The organism is Streptomyces sp. NPDC032126 (assembly GCF_055580085.1).
In genome coordinates, this window is the sequence record NZ_JBVIMA010000001.1 from 808523 (window position 1) to 830936 (window position 22414).

Below are 22414 nucleotides of genomic sequence, written 5' to 3' on the forward strand. Positions count from 1 at the left end.
TCCCTGTCAGTGGTTCATGAAGGAGGAGACGGGCAGCGCCCGTTCGACGATGCGCACGTCGCCGAGGCGTCCGTGCAGGATCTGGTCGATCGTGCCGCCGTACTCGTAGCCGCCCAGCAGCCACGGCCGTCCGACGGACGCGATGCCGACGGCCGGCGCCTTCGGGTTGCGCACCACCCGGCAGCCCTCGACGTACAGCGTGGTGTGCGTGCCGTCGTTGACGACCGCGAGGTGCCACCAGGTCTCCAGCGGAGTCTCCTGGCCCCAGTTGGTGGCGATGCCCTCCTGGTCGAGCGGGCGCATCGCCCACTGCGGCTCACGGTCGTTGGACAGCGAGAGGGTGGCCAGCGGCTCGTCCGGGTCGTCGGCGGTCTTTCCGGCCGCACCGCCCGTACCCGTCCGGCTGATCAGGCCCGACCAGGCGTGATGCGCCGGATCCCAGTCGGCGGGCAGACGGTAGAACGCCTCGATGGTGTAACCGCGCTCGAACGTCGCCGTGTTGAGGGGCGCGCCGTCGACCGTGCGCAGATAGGCGCCCCGCAGCGGGGACTTGAAGCCCTGGAACTCCAGGCTGCCGTGGGCGGGCTGGTCGGGGTGGTGGTCGCCGGACCAGCCGAGCGTGCCGCCGCCCACGCTGACGAGCGCGAGGTCGTTGCCACGCCCCGACAGGTCGCGCACGGTGCCGTCCACCGGCGCCTCGAAGCGCCAGTACGCCACCGTGCCCGGGACCAGCATCCGCGCGGCGGGCCGCGCCGGACGCGCGGGCACCGGGTCGAAGCCGGCGAACCGGTCGGCGAAGTCGATGTCGACGGTGAACCGGTCGGCGTCACCGCTGAGTTCGATCTCCCGCCGCTCCAGCTCGTTCAGTCCCTTGGCCGCCCGGCCGAGGATCCACGGCGAGACCGTCTCGACGTCGATGACGTTCCGGTCGAGGTCGAACCGGTAGAGGCGGATCATGGCGGCGCCGCCGAAGTACCGGTTCTGATAGTTCGTCAGATGCAGGTGGACGTCATGTCCCGCCGCGTTCTTGCGCGTCGCCCGTCCGGCCGGCCAGTAGTGCCCGTTGAGCGTGAGGAAGATCTGGTCGTGGTCCTCGACGAGCCGGTCCCACAGCTGCTGACCGTAGGCCGAGAGGGTGTCGTCCGCGACGACGAGTTCATGCGTGGTGAGGACGACGGGCGTCCTCGGATGCCGGGCCAGGACGTCCCTCGCCCAGGCGTAGCCCTGCGCCGACAGCCGCCAGTCCAGCGCCAGCACCATCCACTCGCGTCCGGCGGCCCGGAAGAGATGGAAGGTGTTGTAGCCGTCGGGGGAGGCACCGCCGAAGGTCTTGCGGCCCTGGAAGCGCCGGGGCCCGAAGACGTCCGTGTACGGGGTCGGCCCGCGCTGGTCGTCCGTCGACGATCTGACGTCGTGGTTGCCGGCCAGGACGCTGTAGCCCACCCCGCGCCGGTCCAGGATGCGGAACGCCTCGCCGATCGCGGCCATCTCGGCCCGGCTGCCGTTCTGGGTGAGGTCGCCGAGGTGCGAGAGGAACACGATGTTCTCGTCCCGGCCGTGCTCCAGCAGATAGCGCAGCGACGCCTCGACCGGCGCCTTGTCGATGCTGGGCCCGTCGAAGAGGTACTGGGTGTCGGGCATCACGGCGAGCGTGAAGCGGCGGCTGTCGGGGTCCGGGCGCCAGGCGGCCGGTGCCGTCGCCGGTGCCGCCTCGGCGGCGGCCGGCAGCGCGACCGTGGCGGTGGCGGCGGCACCGAGCAGCGCGCTCGCCCGCAGGAAGCCGCGCCGCCCTGCGCCCGCCCGGGGCGCCTCACCAGGGGTGGGATCGGACTGGGCGTGCGAGGGCAGGGCGTGGTGGGACGAAGTGCACACGGTCGCTCCGTGAAGGGGGAGGTACGGGGGAGTTCACAGGACGCGCAGGGTCCAGCTCCAGCGGTGCGGGCCCGGTGCGACGCGATAGGAGGGGAAGGTGTCGGGGCCGCACGAGGCCGCGCCCAGGCCCCGGTGCGCGGCGTCGAGGTGCACCACGCATCCGGCGCGCGGCACCAGTTCGTCGTGGTGGGCCACGGGGGTCAGGTCCTCGGCGCGGTAGCGCGTGACGGACACCTGGCGCGGCTCGTCGAGGGTGACGGAGAGCCCGGTGGCGTCCGGCGCGGACAGCGTGAACCGCCGTACGCCGTGCCGGCCGCCGCTCTCCTGGGGACGCAGATACGGGGTGAACAGCCGGTCCACGGGCACGGAGCGATGGCCGACCGGCGCTCCCGCGGCGCGGTCGGGGTACGACTCCCACGGGCCCTGTCCGAACCACTCCAGCAGGTCCAGGCCCGGTACGGTCTCGAAGACCGAGCCGACCCGGGCCACGTCGTCGAACCGGGCCGGTACATCGGCCCGTTCGTCGACGTGGATCCCCCCCTCGACCGGCGTGAACACCTGGCGGTGCCGGACCACTCCGGCGGTGCCCGCGTACTCGGCGACGACGGTGACGCGTTCGCCGTCGCGCTCCACCGACAGCGGTGTGCGCACGAGGCCGTCGAGGCCCCAGGCACGCCGGCGCGGCGCGATCCCGCCCAGCTCGTCGTTGTCGGTGGGCGCCCGCCACAGCGACAGCGTGGGGGCGGCGGTCAGCAGCGGATGGACGAGCAGCCCGTCGGCGTCCACCTCGATCCGACCGGTGGCGACCGGGGCGGCCGCGACCGGGGCGGCCGGAGGCTGTGCCGCCCGCAGCAGGAGCTGGGGTGCGCAGACGTCCGTGCCCCGCGGGGCCCACGGCAGGTCCTCGGCGGTCGTCACGCGCAGGGTCAGCCACGCCTCGCCGCCGTCGGCGGGCACGTCGAACGGCAGCGGCACCACGCGGGTCTCGCCGGGGAGCAGAGAGGGCAGTTCGGCGGGCGCGGTCAGCGTGCCGCCGTCGGCGAGCGTCAGCTCCCACTCGCCGGCCAGCCACGTCAGGTCCCGGACGTGCTGGTGGTTGGAGACGACCACGCCCTCGTGCCGGTACAGCCGGATCCGCACCGGCGCCGCGATCTCGCGGTGCTCGTACATCACCGGCTTCGGAGTGCGGTCGGGGAAGACGACGCCGTCCGCGATGAACGGGCCGTCGTGATCGCGCTCGCCGAAGTCGCCGCCGTACGCCCAGCGGTGGCCGGGCGCGGCGACACCGTTGTCATACAGTCCGGCGCCCGCGCGCCCGACCGGTCTTCCATCGCTCACGCGCTGGAGAATTCCGTGGTCCCAGAACTCCCGGATGAACCTGCCCTGAAGGCCCGGCGTTGACTCGATGGCGGCCCAGTGGTCGGCCGGCGTGCCGTTGCTGTTGCCCATGGCGTGGGAGTACTCGCACTGGATGAGCGGCTTGGTCTGCTCGCCGGACAGCGCGTGCGTCACACAGTCCTCCAGCGGCGCGTACATCGGACACGCGATGTCGGAGCCCACCGTCGGATCGGCCCAGCCGCGCTTGGGCGCCGTAGTCGGACTCGTTGCCCAGCGACCAGACGATCACCGAGGGGTGGTTCTTGTCGCGCAGCACCAAGCGCGCCACCCGGTCGACGAAGGCGTTCAGATAGCGCGGGTCGTCGGCGATCTCATGGGCGTGGTCGTGGGACTCGATGTCCGCCTCTCTCCTCGCCCGGTGTGGGCGGCCGGCCCAGGCCCGTGAGGACCAGGTCGTAGAAGAGCAGCCCGGCCAGCAGGACATCGGGCCGGTCATCGTCCACGGAGGCGTCCTCTCGTCAAAACCTTTTATTTCAGTGACCGGAATCGTGCGCCCCTCTGCGAGATTGGTCAACATCCGAGCAGAAGTGAGCATGGATCTGATTGAAGATGACGAGTAGTGTTCATCGTGTGCTGGCAGAACGACGACACCAACTCATCCTGCGGGCCCTGCGCTCTGGCGGGCCCGCGGCCGTGACCGACCTCTCCGAGCAGCTCGGCGTGAGCCCCGCGACCATCCGGCGCGACCTGGTCAAACTGGAGGAGGACGGCCTGCTCACCCGGGTGCACGGCGGTGCCGTCGCGGACGAGGGCGACCAGCCCTTCGCGGAGGTCGCCGAGGTGCGGGTGGCCGAGAAGGACGCCATAGCCGAACGGGCGGCGTCGATGATCGAGGACGGCCAGTCGGTGCTGCTGGACATCGGCACCACCGCCTACCGCCTGGCCCGCCGGCTGCACGGCCGCCGGCTCACCGTGATCACCAGCAACCTGGTGGTCTACGAGGAGCTCGCCGACGACGAGGACATCGAGCTCGTGCTGCTGGGCGGCATGGTCCGCCGCGAGTACCGCTCCCTGGTCGGCTTCCTCACCGAGGACAATCTGCGCCAGCTGCACGCCGACTGGCTCTTCCTCGGCACCAGTGGAGTGCGCCCGGGCGGGCAGGTGATGGACACGACGGTCGTCGAGGTGCCGGTCAAGCGCGCCATGATCAAGGCGAGCGACCGGGTCGTGCTCCTCGCGGACGCGGCGAAGTTCCCGGGCACGGGCATGGCGAAGGTCTGCGGTCCCGAGGACCTGGACGTGGTGGTGACGGACGCGCCCCCGGACACGGCGACCCGGTCCTCCCTCCAGGAGGCCGACGTCGAGGTGATCGTGGCGGGCGGACCGGGAAAGGTGCGGGCGTGAGACTGACGATTCTGGGCGGCGGCGGATTCCGGGTGCCGCTCGTGTACGGGGCGCTGCTGGCGGACCGCGGCGAGGGGCGGGTGACCGAGGTCGTTCTGCATGATCTGGACGACAGTCGACTGTATGCGGTCGCCCGTGTACTGGCCGAACAGGCGTCGGCGGTCGACGACGCCCCCCGGGTGACCGCGACGACCGACCTCGACGAGGCGCTGCGCGGCGCCGACTTCGTCTTCTCCGCGATCCGCGTCGGAGGACTGCGGGGCCGGGCGGACGACGAGCGGGTCGCCCTGGCGGAGGGCGTCCTCGGCCAGGAGACGGTCGGCGCCGGCGGCATCGCCTACGGCCTGCGCACGGTCCCGGTGGCCGTGGACATCGCCCGGCGGGTGGCCCGCCTCGCCCCCGACGCCTGGGTCATCAACTTCACCAACCCCGCCGGCCTCGTCACCGAGGCCATGTCCCGCCACCTCGGCGACCGCGTCATCGGCATCTGCGACTCGCCGGTCGGCCTCGGCCGCCGTATCGCCCGGGTGCTCGGCGCGGACCCGAAGGAGGCGTGGATCGACTACGTCGGCCTCAACCACCTGGGCTGGGTGCGCGGCCTGCGCGTCGCCGGCCGCGACGAACTGCCCCGTCTGCTCGCCGACCCCGAACTGCTCGGCTCCTTCGAGGAGGGCAAGCTGTTCGGCGTCGACTGGCTCCGGTCCCTCGGCGCGATCCCCAACGAATACCTGCACTACTACTACTTCAACCGCGAGGCCGTCCGCGCCTACCAGGAGGCCGAGAAGACCCGCGGCGCCTTCCTCGCCGACCAGCAGGCGCGCTTCTACGAGGAGATGCGGCGGCCCGACGCGGCGGCCCTCGCCGCCTGGGACCGCACTCGCGCCGAGCGCGAGGCCACCTACATGTCCGAGAACCGGGAGACGGCGGGCGCGGGTGAGCGCGACGCCGACGACCTGTCCGGCGGGTACGAGAAGGTCGCCCTCGCCCTGATGCGGGCCATCGCCCGGGACGAGCGCACCACCCTGATCCTCAATGTGCGCAACCGCACCACCCTGTCCGTGCTCGACGGGGACGCGGTCATCGAGGTGCCCTGCCTGGTCGACGCCAACGGCGCCCACCCGGTCGCCGTGGACCCGCTGCCCGGCCACGCCACCGGCCTGGTCTGCGCGGTCAAGGCGGTCGAGCGCGAGGTGCTCGCGGCCGCCGGGTCCGGCTCCCGGGCGACGGCGGTGAAGGCGTTCGCGCTGCACCCGCTGGTGGACTCGGTGAATGTCGCCCGGCGGCTGGTCGAGGGGTACACGGCCGTCCATCCGGGTCTGGCGTACCTTGAGTAAGCGCTTTCCCTCTTCTTGGCCTCTGGAGACCTCATGCACGACGAACGCACCCGGATCGAGGAGCGCGTCGAGCGCCTCCACACCCAGCGCATCAGGCCCGCGATCTACGCGGCCGGCGTCCCCTTCGAGGTGACCGCCTGGCAGGCCCCGGGCGAGCCGGTGACCTTCGAGGAGGCGGCGGCCGCCGCGTACGAGCCGTTCGCGATGGGCACCCCCTGGGGTCCGCCGTGGGGCACCACCTGGTTCCGGATGCGCGGGACGGTCCCCGCCGCGTGGGCGGGCCGGCGTGTGGAGTCGGTGATCGACCTCGGCTTCACCGGCGACTGGCCCGGCAACCAGGCCGAGGCCCTGGTCCACCGGACCGACGGCACCCCGCTGAAGGCGGTCAACCCGCTCAACCAGTACGTGCCGGTGGCCAACCCGGCGGTGGGCGGCGAGGAGATCGACTATCTGGTGGAGGCGGCGTCCAACCCCGACATCCTGGCGAACGGCTTCGCCGGACCGACGCCGCTCGGCGATGTACTGACGGCGGGCGACCGTCCACTGTATACATTCCGCCGCGCCGAGCTCGCCGTCCTCGACGAGCCGGTCTGGCACCTCGACCTCGACATCCAGGTGCTGCGCGAGCTGATGGTGCAGCTCGGTGAGCACGACCCGCGCCGGCACGAGATCATGCACGCCCTCGACCGCGCCATGGACCTGCTCGACCTGGACGACGTCTCCGGCTCGGCGCCCGCCGTGCGCGAGGCCCTCAGGCCCGTCCTGTCGCGGCCCGCGCACGCCAGCGCCCACCGGATCTCCGGCGTCGGCCACGCGCACATCGACTCCGCCTGGCTGTGGCCGATCCGCGAGACCAAGCGCAAGACCTCCCGGACCTTCTCCAACGTGACCGCGCTGGCCGAGGAGTACGAGGAGTTCGTCTTCGCCTGCTCGCAGGCCCAGCAGTACGAGTGGGTGCGCGACAACTACCCGCAGGTGTGGGCCCGCATCCAGGAATCCGTGAAGAAGGGCCAGTGGGCGCCGGTCGGCGGCATGTGGGTGGAGGCCGACGGCAATCTGCCCGGCGGCGAGGCCATCGCCCGTCAACTCGTCCACGGGAAGCGTTTCTTCATCGAGCACTTCGGCATCGAGACCAAGGGCGTCTGGCTGCCGGACTCCTTCGGCTACACCGCCGCCTACCCGCAGCTCGCGAAGCTCGCCGGCAACGACTGGTTCCTCACCCAGAAGATCTCCTGGAACCAGACCAACCGGTTCCCCCACCACACCTTCTGGTGGGAGGGCATCGACGGCACCCGCATCTTCACCCACTTCCCGCCCATCGACACCTACAACGCCCGCTTCAGCGGCGAGGAGATGGCGCGCGCGGTGCGCAACTACGGCGAGAAGGGCGGCGCCACGCGCTCCCTGGCCCCGTTCGGCTGGGGCGACGGCGGAGGCGGCCCCACCCGCGAGATCATGGAGCGGGCGCGCCGGCTGAAGGACCTGGAGGGCTCCCCGAGGGTCGAGGTCGAGCACCCCGACGCGTTCTTCGCCAAGGCCCGCGAGGAGTACCCCGACGCCCCGGTGTGGGTCGGCGAGCTGTACCTGGAGCTGCACCGGGCGACGTACACCTCCCAGGCCCGCACCAAGCAGGGCAACCGGCGCAGCGAACACCGGCTGCGCGAGGCCGAGTTGTGGGCGACCACCGCCGCCCTGCACGCGCCGGGCTACACATACCCGTACGAGCGGCTGGACCGGCTGTGGAAGACGGTCCTGCTGCACCAGTTCCACGACATCCTGCCGGGCTCGTCGATCGCCTGGGTGCACCGCGAGGCGGAGGCGGAGTACGCGCGCGTGGCCGGGGAGCTGGAGGCGCTGACGGCCGAGGCGGTGGCCGCGCTGGGGGCCGGCGGGACGCGGGTGTTCAACACCAGCCCGTTCGACCGGGCCGAGGTGATCCGCACGGCCACGGGCGTACCGGTGTACGTCGAGGTGCCGGCGAACGGCAGCGCCCCCGTGGCCGCCGCCCAGCAGGCACCCGCGCCCGTACGGGTCGAGGGCCGCACGCTCGACAACGGGATCGTCCGTGTACAGGTGGCGGACGACGGCACACTGTCGTCCGTATACGATCTGCGGGCCCAGCGCGAAGTCCTCGCCGGCCAGGGCAATCTGCTCCGTCTGCACACCGACCTCCCGAACTGCTGGGACGCCTGGGACGTCGACAAGCACTACCGCAACCGCTACACGGACCTGCTGGACGCCTCGGAGATCACCGTGGTCGACGAGGACCCGCTGCTCGGCGCGATCCGCGTCACCCGCTCCTTCGGCAAGGGCTCGACGATCACCCAGACCATCACCGTCCGCGCGGGCAGCCCCCGCGTCGACTTCGAGACCGACATCGACTGGCACGAGGCCGAGAAGTTCCTCAAGGCCGGCTTCCCGGTGGACATCCGGGCGCCGCACTCCAGCGCCGAGATCCAGTTCGGCCACGTCCAGCGGCCCACCCACACCAACACCAGCTGGGAGGCGGCCCGCTTCGAGGTCTCCGGCCACCGCTGGGTGCACATCGGCGAACCCGGCTACGGCGTCGCCGTCATCAACGACTCGACGTACGGCCACGACGTCACCCGCACGGTCCGCGAGGACGGGGGTACGACCACCACGGTCCGCCTCAGCCTGGTGCGCGCGCCGCGCGTCCCCGACCCGGGGGCCGACCAGGGCCGGCACCGCTTCACCTACTCCCTGCTGCCCGGCGCCCGCATCGAGGACGCCGTCGCCGAGGGCTACGCGCTCAACCTGCCCCTGCGGGTGGCGGACGCGGCGGGCGCCCCGAACCCGGTCGTCTCCGTGTCCGGCGAGGGCGTGACCGTCGAGGCGGTCAAGCTCGCCGACGACGGGTCGGGCGACGTCGTGGTGCGCCTGTACGAGTCGCGCGGCGGACGCGCCCAGGGCGTTCTGACGACGGGCTTCCCGCTCGCCGGCGCACAGGTCACCGATCTGCTCGAACGGCCGCTGGAAGACGCGGACTTCGACGGCGACGACGTGTCCGTCACCCTGCGCCCCTTCCAGATCCTCACCCTGCGCCTGCGGCGGAGCTGACCGGTGCCGATCCAACCCTGGTTCACCGACGCCAAGTTGGGAATCTTCGTCCACTGGGGCATCTACGCCGTCGACGGCGTCCAGGAGTCCTGGTCGTTCTACGACGACATCGTCCCGTACGACCGGTACATGTCCCAGTTGGACCGCTTCACGGCGTCCCGTTACAACCCCCGCGAGTGGGCCGCGCTGTTCGCCCGTGCGGGCGCCAAGTACGCCGTGCTGACCAGCCGGCACCATGACGGCGTGGCCCTGTGGGACACGGCGTACGGGGACCTGAACGTGGGCCGCGACCTGCTCGCCGGCTACGCGGACGCCCTGCGCGAGCGAGGCCGCTCCGAGGTCCCGGACGTCGTCCTCAACGCCCGCATGCTCAGCGAGGGCGACTACGCGACACCGGAACAGGGCGCCCCGGTCGTGCCGCCGGAGGGTCCCTGGGAGTTGTGCCTGACGATCAACGACTCCTGGGGGCACCAGCACCACGACCACAACCACAAGTCGGTCGACCAGCTCATCCGCTACTTCGCCGAGACGATCGGCGGGGGAGGCAATCTGCTGCTGAGCGTGGGGCCGCGGGAGGACGGCACGATCCCGGCGGAGCAGGCCGAACGGCTGGAGGGACTCGGCGACTGGATCGCCCGGCACGCCGAGGCCGTGTACGCACGGTGCGCGGTCTGCCGGCCGGCCACCACTACGGCCCGAGCACCCTCTCCCCGGACCGCCGCACGCTGTACCTGATCCTCTTCGACGCCTCGCGCGCCGAGATCAACGTACGCGGACTGTGGGACGGCGAGCTGGAGCTGTACCGCGGTTCGGGCAGATTCTGAGCCGGAGCGTTCTTCGGGGTGGTCGGCCGCTCCCCGTGACAGCGGCCGACCACCCCGATCCCCCGTCGACCCCCGCGGGCCCCGGTGCTTCCCCCTGTGTCCCCCGTGGCCGACCCCCATCGGCCCCGGTCGTGCTGTGTCCCCCGTTGTCCCCCGTTGTCTCCCGGGGTGTCTTCCACTCTTATGAGCAACGGGCCGGCCTCCTGATACACCCCTTCGCGAAGAAAAATCCCCCCGGCCGTGAAGCCGGGGGGAGGGGAGGGGAAGGGAGTGCGGGGCGGTGTGCGGTCGGGGTCAGCCGGTGAAGCCGGCCGTGATGGACGTGAACTGCCAGTTGTTCTGGCTGATGCCGGAGCAGTTGCTGACCACGCCGCCACCCGGGCAGGGCCGGTCGCGGTTGACCGACCAGAAGGCGAGCCGGGCGATGTGGTGGCTGTTGGACCAGTCGCGGATCTGGGTCCAGATCGCCGGGGTGGTGTTCTCCTGCTGGTCGGACAGGCCGTTCATGCCGGAGATCCCGATGTGGGCGTAGGCCGTCGCGTCGTCCCACCCGAAGGTGGACTTCAGCTTGGTCTTCAGCCCCTCCGCCGCGTTCACGGTGTTGCCGTACATGTCGGAGCCGCCGCCGAAGTCGAACGGCATGATGGTGAAGACGTCGATGTCGGCGCCCAGCGACTTGGCCTGCTCGATGAGGCGGTTGCCGTAGTACGTCGGCCCGGTGGTCGAGGTGCCGAAGGTGACGATGGTCCGCAGGCCGGGGTTGTTGGCCTTGACCGTCTTCAGCGCGGTGAGGATCCTCGCCTGCACGGCCTCGTTCTCGAACTCGTCCGTGTTCTCGATGTCCATGTCGACGGCCTTCAGGCCGTAGGCGTCGATCACCTTCTGGAGGGCGCCCGCGAGCGCGCTCGCCGAGGAGCAGTTGGCGCCGAGCTTGCTGCCCTGCCAGCCGCCGAACGACGGGACGATGTCACCGCCGGCGGCGCGGATCTGGTTGATGGCGGTCTGGTCGGCCCCGCCGGTGAGCGGCCGGTTGCTGTCCCACATCGGGTTGCAGCCGCCGCCGTCCAGCACGAACGCCATGGTGAACCACTTGACGCCGGTCGAGCTCATCACCGTGCTCGGGCTCGGCGGGTCGCCCCACCCCTCGTAGAGGTACGGCGCGGCCTGTTTGAAGCCGGTGCCGCCGCCGGTGCCCGCCTCGGTCGTGACGGTCACGGCGTTGGAGGCCGCGGAGGTGTTCCCGGCGGCGTCGCGTGCCTTGACGGTGAAGGTGTAACTCGTGCTGGGGGACAGCCCGCTGACGGTGCCACTGGTTCCGGAGACGCTCAGCACCTGGCTCGACCCGCGGTAGATGTCGTACCCCGTCACTCCGACGTTGTCCGTCGAGGCGTTCCACGACAGGGAGACACTGGAGGACGTCCTGCCGGTGGAGGTCAGGCCGGTCGGCGCGGTCGGGGCCTGGGTGTCGGAGCCACCGCCGCCGGGGCCGTCGAGGCTGATGTCGTCGGCGTAGTAGGTGCCTTGGGCGTACCAGCCGTGGAGATAGATCGTCGCGCTGGTCTGCGAGGCGCCGGTGGTGAAGGACACCGACAGCTTGCTGTACGCCGACGGCGACGTCGTCCAGGTGGAGGCGCCGCCGTCCACGCCGAGGTAGACGTAGCTGCCGCGTACCCAGCCGCTGAGGCTGTACGTCGTATTGGGCTGGACCGCGACGGTCTGGCTGCACTGGGCGTTGTCGCTCGAACTGGCCGCTCCGGCGAGGGCCTTGGAGCCGCCGTGCACGGGGGAGGAGACGATCGAGCCGAGGTTGCCGGTGCACGACCAGGGGGAGAGCGCGCCGGACTCGAAGCCGGCGTTGCCGAGGATGTTGGCCGCCTGGGCGGTGCCCGGCAGGGCGATGGCCCCGCCGACCGCGAGGGCGGCGGTCCCGAGCAGGGCGAGGAGACGACGCACGGGGCGTCTGTGGGGTGTGGTGGTGGGGTGCACACGATCTCCCTGAAGGGATGGGGGTGTTCGGGAGTGCACGGATGTGCGGTGGTGCGCCCACCAAAATGGTATGGACCAATCCCGGTGTCAAGGGGATGCACCGAGATTGGTCCAGACCGGTTGGAGTGTGGAGTGAGGTCGTAGGCCCTACGCCGGTGCGGCGGCGGCCGTGTCCGTGGTGACGGACGGGACGGTGTCGACCGGCTCCGGCGCGGGTGCGGGCACCACCGGCAGCAGGGTCTCGGGCTCCTCGATCCGCTGCGGCGGCAGCGTCACCGGGCGCAGCGGGCGCGGCCCCGACACCACCGTGTAGTCCTGGCCCAGGAACGGCGGCTCGATCTCGCCCGGGTCCTCACCGAGCGCCAACTGCACGGCCGCCCAAGGGGCGTTGACACCGCACAGGGACAGCTGGTGCAGCCCGCCGGCCGGGCGGGTGTTGACGTCCATCAGGACCGGCTGCTCGCCGAACATCCGGAACTGGATGTTGGACAGGTAGTGCAGCCCGAAGCCCTCGGCGATCCGGCGGGCCGGCTCCAGCCACTGCTCGTGCAGCGTGAAGCCGCGCCGCCGCCCGTTCTTGGTGCGGCCGATGGCCATCCGCACGCGGTTGTCGGGGCCGGTCAGGCAGTCCACTGACACCTCCGGCTGCTCCAGGCGCGGCATGACCAGCAGGTCCACCGGCTCGTCGGCCTCGCGCAGCGCGGCCACGACCAGGTCCAGCTGCACATAGGAGCTGGGGAAGCCGTTGAGGTGCATGAGGGAGAACGGGGCGCGGGTGACGACGCGGAAGCCCACGCCACCCGCGCCGGACGCCGGCTTGAAGCACGCCCTGTGTCCGGCCGCCTCCAACTCCTCGACCGCGGCGACGAGTTCGTCGGCGTCGCGCACCCGCCACCACGGCGGCACGGGCACGCCGATCGCCTGGACGGCCTCGTAGGCGATCACCTTGTCCTCGAAGACGGCCACGGCCTCCGGCGGCGGCGCAAGCAGGGCCGTGCCGGCCGCCTCGAAGTCGGCGCGGTGCGCGACGACCGCCGACTGGTGCAGCCGGGGCACGAACACGTCGATGCCGCGACGCCGGCACTGGTCGAGGGCGAATTCGACGTAGGCGGCGGGGGACAGGCCCTCCGGCTCCAGGTCGGCGGTGTCGGCGGCGGCCAGCACGGGGGAGTCGGCGTCACCATGGGTCGCGTGGATCTCGACCGCGCGATCGCTCGGATTTCGCCGCAGCTGATCCATGAAGAACACGTTCTCCGCGTACGTGCGGTTGAGCCAGACGCGTACGCGAGAGACCATGCAGGCCGCCTTTCATGGTTCGCGGGCAGGGCGAAGCGGGCCCGGCCCGGGCAGGGGGATTGGAGGGACACCAAACCGCCCTGCGTGAAAGCAAGTTCATGGCGGTGGTGTTGGGGCGATCATACGGCCTGCGAAGGGCCTCGCGTGCAACGCGCGTGTTACGGATTTTCCGATCCTGCCGCGACGGGGAACCTGGTGCGCCAGAGTGGGGCGGAGAGGGCCCGGCGGACCCCGACGCGCTCCCCGTGCGCCCAGTGGTGTGCTTCCGGTGCGCTGAGGCACGGGCGACGAGCGAACCCCGAACCACACGCCCCCACCGCGAGCCGCCACGCCCCCGCCGAGCGCCGCCGACCGCCCCCCCTCGCGAGCCGCCGGAGGCCGGGGCCGCCTTGTCCCCGGGCCGGGGATGTGTTGTCGTGGTGGCATTCGTGTGCGCGTGAGGGGCGCGTGTGGTCGGCGGCGGGGGGAATCGGGGCGATGGCGACACAGAGCGCGGCGGGGCGGCTGCTGGCCATCAGCGATCTGCACATCAGCTACGCGGAGAACCGCGCCCTCGTGGAGGAGATGCGGCCCGAGTCGGAGCACGACTGGCTGATCGTGGCCGGCGACGTCGCCGAGACCGTCGAGGACGTCCGCTGGGCGCTCAAGACGCTCGCGAGCCGTTTCCGCAAGGTCCTGTGGGCCCCCGGCAACCACGAGCTGTGGACCCACCCCAAGGACGCGGTCACCCTGCGCGGCGTGGAGCGCTACGAGCATCTCGTCGAGGTCTGCCGCGACCTGGGCGTCGTCACGCCCGAGGACCCGTACCCCGTGTGGGAGGGCCCCGGCGGCCCGGCCGTCGTGGCGCCGCTGTTCCTGCTGTACGACTACACGTTCCTGCCGTCCGGCTGCACGACCAAGGCGGAGGGCCTGGCGTACGCCCGCGGCACCGGGGTCGTCTGCAACGACGAGTACCTGCTCCACCCGGATCCCTACCCGACCCGCGAGGACTGGTGCCGGGCCCGCGTCGCGGCGACCGAGCGCCGGCTCGCCGAGCTGCCCGCCGGCCTGCCCACGGTCCTGGTCAACCACTACCCCCTCGACCGGCACCCCACGGACGTGCTGTGGTACCCCGAGTTCGCCATGTGGTGCGGCACCCGCCTCACGGCGGACTGGCACCGCCGCTTCCGGGTCGCCGCCATGGTCTACGGCCATCTGCACATCCCGCGCACCACCTGGCACGAGGGCGTGCGCTTCGAGGAGGTGTCGGTGGGCTATCCGCGCGAGTGGAGCAAGCGCCCCGGGCCGCCCGGCCGGCTGCGCCCCGTCCTTCCCGTGGAGGGAGAGACCGCGTGATCGAGGAGCTGCTGCCGGAGCAGGTGGTCTCCGTCGAGGCGTACCGTGCCGAGATCGCCGCCGCGGACACCGAGGACGCGCTGTACCCGGAGGAGGCCGTGCTGGTGGCGCGCGCGGTCGCCAAGCGGCGCCGCGAGTTCGCCGCCGTACGCTCCTGCGCCCGGCGCGCCATGGAGAAGCTCGGCGTGCCCCCGCAGCCCGTGCTGTCCGGTGAGCGCGGCGCGCCGACCTGGCCGGACGGCCTGGTCGGCAGCATGACCCACTGCGAGGGCTACTGCGCCGCCGCCCTGGTCCGTGCCACCGACCTGGCCTCCCTCGGTATCGACGCCGAACCCCACGACCGCCTCCCCGACGGTGTGCTGGACGCGGTCGCGCTGCCCGCCGAGCGCGAGCGGCTGCGCCGGCTGGCCGCCGACCGCCCCGAGCTGCACGGCGACCGCCTGCTCTTCAGCGCCAAGGAGTCGGTCTACAAGGCGTGGTTCCCCCTGACCCGCAAGTGGCTGGACTTCTCCGAGGCCGACATCGACCTGGTGCCGGCGCCCGGCGCCGCAGCCTCCGGCGCCTTGGCGCACGGCACCCTGCGCGCCCGCCTCCTCGTCCCCGGACCGGTGGTCGACGGCCGTCGCGTCACCCACTTCGACGGCCGCTGGACCGTCCAGCGGGGCCTGGTCGCCACGGCGATCACGGTGCCGTTCGTTTGAGACCGCTCACACGTCGGGGCACCAGGTCCTCAACAGCCGGAAGAAGTCCTCCTCGTGCCCCGTCAGGCCCGCGGCCGCCAGGGCCTGGTCCGCCTCCGCCAGCACCGACGGCGGGATCACCACGGGCAGCCGATGGTGCGGCGGGCCGGAGACATCGGTGCGGGGGGCGTCGAAGGCGGCCCGCACGGTGTGCAGCAGCCGCAGATACGCCTGGACGGCGGTGCGCTCCCGGTCGGTCAGTACGGCGGTGGTGGGCATCGGTCGGCTCTCCCCGTGTCGTCGGCTGCCACGCGCCCGGCGGGCGCGTACGCCCCCGTGCGGCGGCGCACCCCCCAGCTTGCCGGGCACCACTGACAATCCGGCCGTGCTGCGCTCCGGTTCGCCCGCTCAGCGGAAACGAGCCGTCCCCCGACGCGCCGGTCGCACGACGCCATGCGGGTGAACCGTGAAACTGGCCCGGCACCGGTCCGGCCGTCTCTCAGCCCTGCGGCCCCGGGTAGCCGAGCGAGGCCTCGATCCGCCCCGCCAGATGGTCCCGCTGCCCGCGCCCCCGCCCCGCCGAACCCGCCAGCCACGTACGGCACTTGCTGGCGAGCAGCAGGCCGAAGCGCTCGGCCTCCTTCTCGTCGGCGAGGTCGAACCGGGTGCGCGCGGCCACGCTGTGCACGGTCGCCTGGAGATCCGCGCCGTCGGCGAGTAAGCGCGCGGCGACCGCGGCGCCCTCGACGTGGTGGCCGCTGTGCCCGGCCTTCATGTGCCACAGTTCGTGGCCGAGGATCACCAACTGGTGGTCGGGGGCGGTGCGTTCCTCGATGACGACGAGGTCCTGGTCGGCCATGTCGAGCCACAGCCCGCTGGCGGTGCCCACCGGGAACGCGGCCGTACGGAAGTGGACGGGGCGGCCGCGGCGTCTGCTCATCGCGTCGCACAGCGCCGTGTAGAGGGCCGCCGGCGCCGCCGGGGCGGGCAGGGTCACCTCCGCGACCAACTCGCCGCACAACCGCCGCATTTGCCTACCGATGCCCACAGTCCTCCCCTGGATCACGTCTCGGGCCGCTTCACGCTCTCCAGAAGCATGTCCAGCCACTCGGCGACCTTGTCGCGGTGCTGGTCGGTGGGCAGCTGGGCGGCCCGCCAGGCGATTCCGCGCACCCCGTGGTCCTGCAGCAGCCGTTCCAGCGGGTCCACGGCCGCCGCCTCCCGCTGGGCGAGCCGTTGCAGCAGTTCCTGCTCGGCGTGCTGGAGGGCGCCCGCGAGGGCCTCGGGGTCCTCGGCGGTCAGGAATCCGGCGTGCACGCGGAAGAAACGCTGAAGGGCGTCGCAGTGCTCCATGGTGGGGCGGCGGTCGCCGTTGATGAGGGCGCCCGCCTGCTGCCGCGACATGCCGGCGCCGTCGGCGATCTCCTGCTGGGTGTACTTGCGCCCGTTGGGCTTGAGCCGGGTGCGCCGCAGCAGGTCCAGGCGCTGGAGGAAGCGGGCCTGGACGTCCGGTTCGCCCGCCGGGCGGCCGCTCAGGAGGGCCTTGACCACGGACTCCGGGACACCGGAGGCGACGGACAGCCGCCCGGTGTCGAAGACCTCCGCGTGCGGCACGCCGAGCCGGTCGGCGAGCGCGGCGACACGGGCGGTGACGGCGTTCAGCGAAGCCGTCGCCGTGGCGCCCGGAACCTCGAAGCCATCCGTCACCGACAGGTCTCCTACGTTGTGGGCCGTCCCCTCACCGGCGCCCCCTCAGCCGGTGGGGAGAGGCGCCGTGAACAGCCCGGAGACTAACGGGTGTTTGGAACCCGCATCCAGGTCTCGCCACAACTGTGGCCAATTTCAGCCGTCAACAAGCGCCGAATGCCACGATAGTTGACATCGCGAGTACCTGGGCAGCAGGATCGGGGCGCCGCGTGAAGGCCGCATCAGGCAAGAGGGGTGACCTCCCGATGGCGTATCAGGCAGGTGGGCAGCGGTCCGTACCGCGGTCCGTCCCCGAGAGTCCCGAGTCCCAGGCGTACCTGCGGGACTACGCCGCGCTGCTGGAAGCCGTTCCCTTCCCCTCCGTCGTGCTCGACCTGCGCTGGGGCGTCACCATGGCGAACACCGCTTTCGAGACACTCTTCCGGGAGGTCGGCCCGCATCCCACGGCGATGCCGTGCGACAGCCTGCTCCGGTTCGTGCTGTTCCACCCGGACGCCGGTACGGTCCTGGGCGAGCACGAGGCGAGCTGGTTCCTGCCGGCGCTGGCGTACTTCGCGGCCGCCCTGGAGCGGCACAGCCACGACCACGAGCTGCAGGCCATCCGCCGGGAGATCGCCCAGGACCCGATCATGGAGGCCGCCTACCGGCAGGGGCTGCCGCACTGGATCCGCACGGTCGGCACGGACGCCGCCGAGTGCGACGGATCGGTGCGCTTCCTGGTCCACCCCGACCCGCGCCGCGGCGCCACCGAGGTCCGGCTCGTCTGCGAGACCCCCAGGGCGCTGGAGGACATGGGCTTCACGCGGCTGACGATGGTCCCGCGCGAGCCGCCCCCCGCGCCGGCGACCCGCAGGGCCCGCCGCCCCGGACGCACCGCGAACCATCTCAGCGTGGTCCCCGCCACCCCCGAGGTCTGACCGGGCACCGTCGGCGTTCAGGTCGCCGACGGCGCCTCGGTCGGCTCACAGGTCCAGCACGAGGCGTTCCCCCCGGCAGCGGGACACGCAGATCATCATCGTCTCCCCGGCCTCCCGCTCGTCCGCGGTGAGCACCGAGTCCCGGTGGTCCGGGGTGCCGTCCAGCACGTCGGTCTCGCAGGTGCCGCACGTTCCCTCGGCGCAGGAGTAGAGCACCTCGATCCCGGCGGCGCGTACGGTGTCGAGGACCGAGACGCCGGGCGCGACGGTCAGCGTACGTCCGCTGCGCGCCAGCTCGACCTCGAACTCCCGCTCCTCACCGTCCGGTTGGGCCCGGGCCTGGAACCGTTCGACGTGCAGCGCCGCGGCCGGGCAGCGCCGCTCCACGGCGTCCAGGAGCGGGCCCGGACCGCAGCAGTAGACCAGGGCGCCGGACGGCAGGCCGTCGAGCGCGGCGTCGAGGTCGAGCAGCCCGGTCTCGTCCTGCGGCGCGATGGTGACCCGGTCGCCGTAGCGGACCAGCTCCTCGGTGAACGCCATGGACCGGCGCGTCCTGCCGCCGTACAACAGCGACCACTGGGCGCCCGCCGCCTCGGCCGCCGCGAGCATGGGCAGGACGGGGGTGATCCCGATGCCGCCCGCGATGAAGCGGTAGTGCGGTGCGGGCCGCAGCGGGAAGTGGTTGCGCGGGCCGCGCACCCGCACCACGTCGCCCCGGCCCAGGCGCTCGTGGACGTGGGCGGATCCCCCGCGCCCGTCGGGCTCGCGCAGGACGGCGATCCGCCAGGCGGAACGGTCCGCCGGATCGCCGCACAGGGAGTACTGACGCTCCAGGCCCGGGGCCAGGAGCAGGTCGATGTGGGCGCCCGGCGCCCAGGCGGGGAGGTCGTCGCCGGCCGGATCCCGAAGGACGAACGACAGTACACCGTCGGCCGCGGACTGTATGCGGTCGACGACGAGTTCGGCTTCGTAGACGGTCACGAGTCGCTGCTCTCCCGCGTGCGGTGGTCTTCCGGGCGCGTCCGGTGTCCTTCCGGGTGGCCGAGCATCCACGCCCACATCGCGACCGGGTCCTCGGCGGTGTGCTCGGCGCCGCAGTGGCAGGTGCCGTGCAGGACGTCGGTCCCCGGCAGCCAGTCGACGCGGTAGACCTCCCCGGTGGAACCGCCGCTCACCGGACCGGCTCCACGGGCTTGTCGCCCTCCTCGACCAGGCGGGCGAGGATGCGGCGGGCGGCGAGGCCCCCGGTGTCGATGTTGATGCTGAGTTCCTGGTAGCCGGCCCGCTCGGAGCCGAGGGTGCGCTGGAGCAGGTTGAGCGCGTCGACGTCCTGCATGACCACCGTGTGGTTGTTGCCCCGCAGGAAGGCGGTGACCTCGTCGTCGTCCGTCGCCCAGTCCCGGGAGACCATCCAGAAGTCGTAGACGTGGCCGTCGGACGAGGGGGTGATGGCGTAGGTGATCTCGGTGTGGAAGCCGTGGGGATCGCTGCCGTCGGCCTCCGGGAGGACGCCGACCGGCGCGATCCGGGAGTGCAGCAGATACAGGCAGGGCGCGTGGTACTCGATGTCCTGCCAGCGGGTGATGCGCCCCTGGATGCCGGTCGAACGGGCGTAGAACGGCGGGCACTCGGCGTCGTCCATGTGCCGGCTCACCCGGACGATGCCGGCGCCCTCGTCGACCTCCGTCGTGATCGGCGTCTCGGCGACCTCGGGGGTGCCGATGTAGCCGCCGTGCAGATAGGTCTCGTGGGACAGGTCGAGCAGGTTGTCCACGAGAAGGCCGTAGTCGGCGTCGATCGGCTCCATGCCGCGGACGGTGACCCAGCCGGGGGAGTCGAGATGGCGGGCCCGCGGGACGGTCTCCGGGTCGGCGAGGGCCGGGTCGCCGATCCACACCCAGATCAGCGAGTCCCGCTCGACGACCGGGTAGGAGGCGACGCGGGCGGTGCGCGGGACGCGCCGCTGTCCCGGGACGTACACACAGGTGCCGGTCGTGTCGTAGGTGAACCCGTGGTAGCCGCAGACGATCCGGTCGCCGTCCAGGCCGCTCTCGGACAGCGGGTAGCGGCGGTGCACGCATCGGTCGTGCAGGGCGACGGGCGTGCCCTCCTCCTCGGTGCGGTACAGGACGATCGGCTCCCCGAGGACGGTCCGGCCGAGCAGATCCCGGCCGATCTCCTCGCTGTAGGCGGCGACATACCACTGATTCCGGGCGAAGGCGGTGATGTGGGGCATGGTGGCGGCTCCCTCGGGTCGCGACGGCTCCATCGCTTCGGTCCGCGACGGCGGCGTCGTCCGCTCTCTCTCGCGATGGCGTCATCGTCGGGAAGCGGCGCGGCGGGTGGCAACGGGACTTCCGCCTCACGGAAGACCCGTGGCGGCGGCGCGGTGAGCCGCCCCGCGAAGGGGTCGGATTCCGGTCAACACACCGTGCGTACGGACGACTTTCACATGCGCGCCACCCGACCCTTCCCTGACGTTCGGTGCTCTTGGAACACTCCTTCCGCGCGCATCACGTCATGGACCCGGCCGGTCAACCACCGTCAAGGACGAGAGGTCCTCACCCATGCCCGAAGTCAACCGGCGCCGATTTCTTCAGCTCGCGGGCGCCACCACGGCCTTCACCGCCCTCTCGGGCAGTATCGAGCGCGCCGCGGCCCTCCCCGCGAACCACCGCACCGGGTCGATCGAGGACGTCGAGCACATCGTCGTCCTCATGCAGGAGAACCGCTCCTTCGACCACTACTTCGGCCGGCTGAGGGGCGTCCGCGGCTTCGGTGACCCGCGTCCGGTCACCCTCCAGAACGGCGCGCCGGTGTGGCACCAGTCCGACGGCACCAAGGACGTCCTGCCCTTCCACCCGGACGCCGACGACCTGGGCCTCGCCTTCCTCCAGGACCTCCCGCACGGCTGGAACGACGGCCATGTCGCCTTCAACGGCGGCAAGTACGACAAGTGGGTACCCGCCAAGAGCGCCACGACGATGGCGTATCTGGAGCGCGACGACATCCCGTTCCACTACGCGCTCGCCGACTCCTTCACGATCTGCGACGCCTACCACTGCTCGTTCATCGGCTCGACCGACCCCAACCGCTACTACCTGTGGACGGGTTACACGGGCAACGACGGCCAGGGCGGCGGCCCCGTCCTCGGCAACGACGAGGCCGGCTACGGCTGGACCACCTACCCCGAGCGCCTGGAGAAGGCCGGGGTGTCCTGGAAGATCTACCAGGACGTCGGCGACGGACTCGACGCCAACGGCTCCTGGGGCTGGATCTCCGACGCCTACCGCGGCAACTACGGCGACAACTCCCTGCTCTACTTCAAGCAGTACCAGAACGCCCAGCCCGGCGACCCGCTCTACGACAAGGCCCGCACCGGCACCGATGCCCGCAAGGGCGAGGGCTTCTTCGACCAGCTGCGGGCCGACGTCCAGGGCGGCAGGCTGCCGCAGATCTCCTGGATCGTCGCCCCCGAGGCCTTCACCGAGCACCCCAACTGGCCCGCGAACTACGGCGCCTGGTACATCGCCCAGGTCCTCGACGCGCTCACCTCGAAGCCGGAGGTCTGGGCGAAGACCGCCCTGTTCATCACGTACGACGAGAACGACGGCTTCTTCGACCACCTGGTCCCGCCCTTCCCGCCGGCCTCCGCCGCGCAGGGCAGGTCCACCGTCGACGTCGGCCCGGACGTCTTCACCGGCGACAGCCGCCACGCCGCCGGCCCGTACGGGCTCGGCCAGCGGGTGCCGATGCTCGTCGTCTCGCCCTGGAGCAAGGGCGGTTACGTCTGCTCCGAGACGCTCGACCACACCTCCGTGATCCGGTTCATGGAGCGCCGCTTCGGGGTGCACGAGCCGAACATCTCGCCCTGGCGGCGCGCGGTCTGCGGCGACCTGACCGCCGCCTTCGACTTCTCCCGCAAGGACACCCGGCCGGTCGCCCTGCCCGACACCGACGGCTACCGGCCCCCGGACCGCGAGCGCCACCCCGACTACGTCCCCACGCCGCCCGCGCACCCCGTCCTGCCGAAGCAGGAGCCCGGCCTCCGGCGGACCCGCCCGCTCAAGTACGCCCCGAGCGTGGACGGTTCGCTGGACGCGGCGGCCGGCAGGCTCACGCTCACCTTCGCCTCCGGCCCGAAGGCCGGCGCCGCCTTCCTCGTCACCTCCGGCAACCGCACCGACGGACCGTGGAGTTACACGACCGAGGCGGGCAAGACCCTCTCCGACACCTGGAACAGCGCCTACTCCGGCGGCTCCTACGACCTGACCGTGCACGGCCCCAACGGCTTCCTGCGCTCCTTCCGGGGATCCGGCACGGCGGCAGGCCCCGAGGTCGTCGCCCGGCACGTCGGCGACGACATCGAGCTGACCTTCACCAACAAGGGCTCCGAAGCGGTGCGGTTGAAGGTGCGGGACGGCTACGGCGGCCGGACGACGGCGGTGACGGTACGGCCCGGCGCCGTCCTGAAGCGGACCGTCGGCCTCCTCGCCAGCAGGCGCTGGTACGACCTGACCGTCACCTCGGACGCCGACGCGGCGTTCCACCGCCGGTTCGCCGGACATGTGGAGAACGGCTGCGAAGGCGTCAGCGACCCCGCCACGGTGACGGAATGAGGGCACCGGTGGACTTCCGGCCAC

Annotated in this window: 16 protein-coding genes and 2 pseudogenes; 8 read left to right on the plus strand and 10 right to left on the minus strand. The window is 72.0% G+C overall.

Going from position 1 to position 22414, the window contains the following annotated elements; translation table 11 throughout:
- Positions 1-6 precede the first annotated feature (6 nt).
- Positions 7-1872 (minus strand): LamG-like jellyroll fold domain-containing protein, encoded by a 1866-nt coding sequence (locus ACZ5NW_RS03400; RefSeq protein WP_468742008.1) that lies wholly within the window; start codon positions 1870-1872, stop codon positions 7-9.
- A gap of 33 nt (positions 1873-1905) precedes the next feature.
- Positions 1906-3616 (minus strand): annotated as a pseudogene (locus tag ACZ5NW_RS03405) (beta-galactosidase small subunit-related protein); the annotation flags it as partial.
- 224 nt (positions 3617-3840) lie between these two features.
- Here ACZ5NW_RS03405 and ACZ5NW_RS03410 point away from each other — a divergent pair.
- The 4 genes and pseudogenes from ACZ5NW_RS03410 (at position 3841) to ACZ5NW_RS03425 (ending at position 9850) form a co-directional block, all read left to right on the plus strand.
- A complete protein-coding gene (locus ACZ5NW_RS03410) occupies positions 3841-4614 on the plus strand; it encodes a DeoR/GlpR family DNA-binding transcription regulator (protein ID WP_468742009.1) in 774 nt (257 codons plus the stop codon).
- Entirely contained in the window at positions 4611-5948 is a 1338-nt protein-coding gene (locus ACZ5NW_RS03415; protein ID WP_468742010.1) for a 6-phospho-beta-glucosidase, read from the plus strand. The genes ACZ5NW_RS03410 and ACZ5NW_RS03415 overlap by 4 nt, the downstream gene beginning before the upstream one ends.
- Before the next feature lie 33 nt (positions 5949-5981).
- A complete protein-coding gene (locus ACZ5NW_RS03420) occupies positions 5982-9026 on the plus strand; it encodes a glycoside hydrolase family 38 N-terminal domain-containing protein (protein ID WP_468742011.1) in 3045 nt (1014 codons plus the stop codon).
- A gap of 3 nt (positions 9027-9029) precedes the next feature.
- Positions 9030-9850: pseudogene (locus ACZ5NW_RS03425) on the plus strand (alpha-L-fucosidase).
- Positions 9851-10144: 294 nt separating this feature from the next.
- Here the strand turns inward: ACZ5NW_RS03425 and ACZ5NW_RS03430 are convergent.
- Both ACZ5NW_RS03430 and ACZ5NW_RS03435 read right to left on the minus strand, forming a co-directional pair.
- Entirely contained in the window at positions 10145-11803 is a 1659-nt protein-coding gene (locus ACZ5NW_RS03430; protein ID WP_468742012.1) for a carbohydrate binding domain-containing protein, read from the minus strand.
- Between the two features lie 180 nt (positions 11804-11983).
- Positions 11984-13132 (minus strand): ATP-grasp domain-containing protein, encoded by a 1149-nt coding sequence (locus tag ACZ5NW_RS03435; protein ID WP_468742013.1) that lies wholly within the window; start codon positions 13130-13132, stop codon positions 11984-11986.
- A gap of 477 nt (positions 13133-13609) precedes the next feature.
- Between ACZ5NW_RS03435 and ACZ5NW_RS03440 the strand changes: the two genes are divergently transcribed.
- Both ACZ5NW_RS03440 and ACZ5NW_RS03445 read left to right on the plus strand, forming a co-directional pair.
- The gene (locus ACZ5NW_RS03440) at positions 13610-14467 is read left to right on the plus strand and encodes a metallophosphoesterase family protein (RefSeq protein ID WP_468742014.1); all 858 of its coding nucleotides are present in this window, start codon (positions 13610-13612) and stop codon (positions 14465-14467) included.
- Positions 14464-15168, plus strand: a complete 705-nt coding sequence (locus ACZ5NW_RS03445; RefSeq protein ID WP_468742015.1) for a 4'-phosphopantetheinyl transferase family protein — start codon at positions 14464-14466, stop codon at positions 15166-15168. The genes ACZ5NW_RS03440 and ACZ5NW_RS03445 overlap by 4 nt, the downstream gene beginning before the upstream one ends.
- A 6-nt stretch (positions 15169-15174) precedes the next feature.
- Here the strand turns inward: ACZ5NW_RS03445 and ACZ5NW_RS03450 are convergent, their stop codons facing one another.
- The 3 genes from ACZ5NW_RS03450 to ACZ5NW_RS03460 all read right to left on the minus strand — a co-directional run bounded on the left by ACZ5NW_RS03450 (position 15175) and on the right by ACZ5NW_RS03460 (position 16854).
- Positions 15175-15426 carry a hypothetical protein gene (locus tag ACZ5NW_RS03450; RefSeq protein ID WP_468742016.1) on the minus strand — a complete coding sequence of 84 codons (252 nt, stop codon included), beginning with the start codon at positions 15424-15426 and terminating at the stop codon, positions 15175-15177.
- A gap of 220 nt (positions 15427-15646) precedes the next feature.
- Positions 15647-16177, minus strand: a complete 531-nt coding sequence (locus ACZ5NW_RS03455; RefSeq protein ID WP_468742017.1) for a toxin-antitoxin system, toxin component — start codon at positions 16175-16177, stop codon at positions 15647-15649.
- Between the two features lie 32 nt (positions 16178-16209).
- Entirely contained in the window at positions 16210-16854 is a 645-nt protein-coding gene (locus ACZ5NW_RS03460; protein ID WP_468742018.1) for a helix-turn-helix domain-containing protein, read from the minus strand.
- Positions 16855-17099: 245 nt separating this feature from the next.
- On the opposite strand from ACZ5NW_RS03460, the gene ACZ5NW_RS03465 reads away from it, so the two are divergent.
- Positions 17100-17771 (plus strand): MmyB family transcriptional regulator, encoded by a 672-nt coding sequence (locus tag ACZ5NW_RS03465; protein ID WP_468742019.1) that lies wholly within the window; start codon positions 17100-17102, stop codon positions 17769-17771.
- 45 nt (positions 17772-17816) lie between these two features.
- Here the strand turns inward: ACZ5NW_RS03465 and ACZ5NW_RS03470 are convergent, their stop codons facing one another.
- From ACZ5NW_RS03470 to ACZ5NW_RS03480, 3 genes are read right to left on the minus strand one after another with little or no spacing between them, the layout of a single operon-like run.
- On the minus strand, positions 17817-18752 hold the full coding sequence (locus ACZ5NW_RS03470; protein ID WP_468742020.1) for a PDR/VanB family oxidoreductase: 936 nt from the start codon (positions 18750-18752) through the stop codon (positions 17817-17819).
- The gene (locus ACZ5NW_RS03475; protein ID WP_468742021.1) at positions 18749-18946 is read right to left on the minus strand and encodes a hypothetical protein; all 198 of its coding nucleotides are present in this window, start codon (positions 18944-18946) and stop codon (positions 18749-18751) included. Before ACZ5NW_RS03475 ends, ACZ5NW_RS03470 begins: the two co-directional genes overlap by 4 nt.
- Positions 18943-20007 (minus strand): Rieske 2Fe-2S domain-containing protein, encoded by a 1065-nt coding sequence (locus tag ACZ5NW_RS03480; RefSeq protein ID WP_468742022.1) that lies wholly within the window; start codon positions 20005-20007, stop codon positions 18943-18945. The genes ACZ5NW_RS03475 and ACZ5NW_RS03480 overlap by 4 nt, the downstream gene beginning before the upstream one ends.
- Before the next feature lie 331 nt (positions 20008-20338).
- Between ACZ5NW_RS03480 and ACZ5NW_RS03485 the strand changes: the two genes are divergently transcribed.
- Positions 20339-22390, plus strand: coding sequence for a phosphocholine-specific phospholipase C (locus ACZ5NW_RS03485; RefSeq protein ID WP_468742023.1), 2052 nt, complete (start codon positions 20339-20341; stop codon positions 22388-22390).
- The last annotated feature ends 24 nt before the right edge of the window (positions 22391-22414 follow it).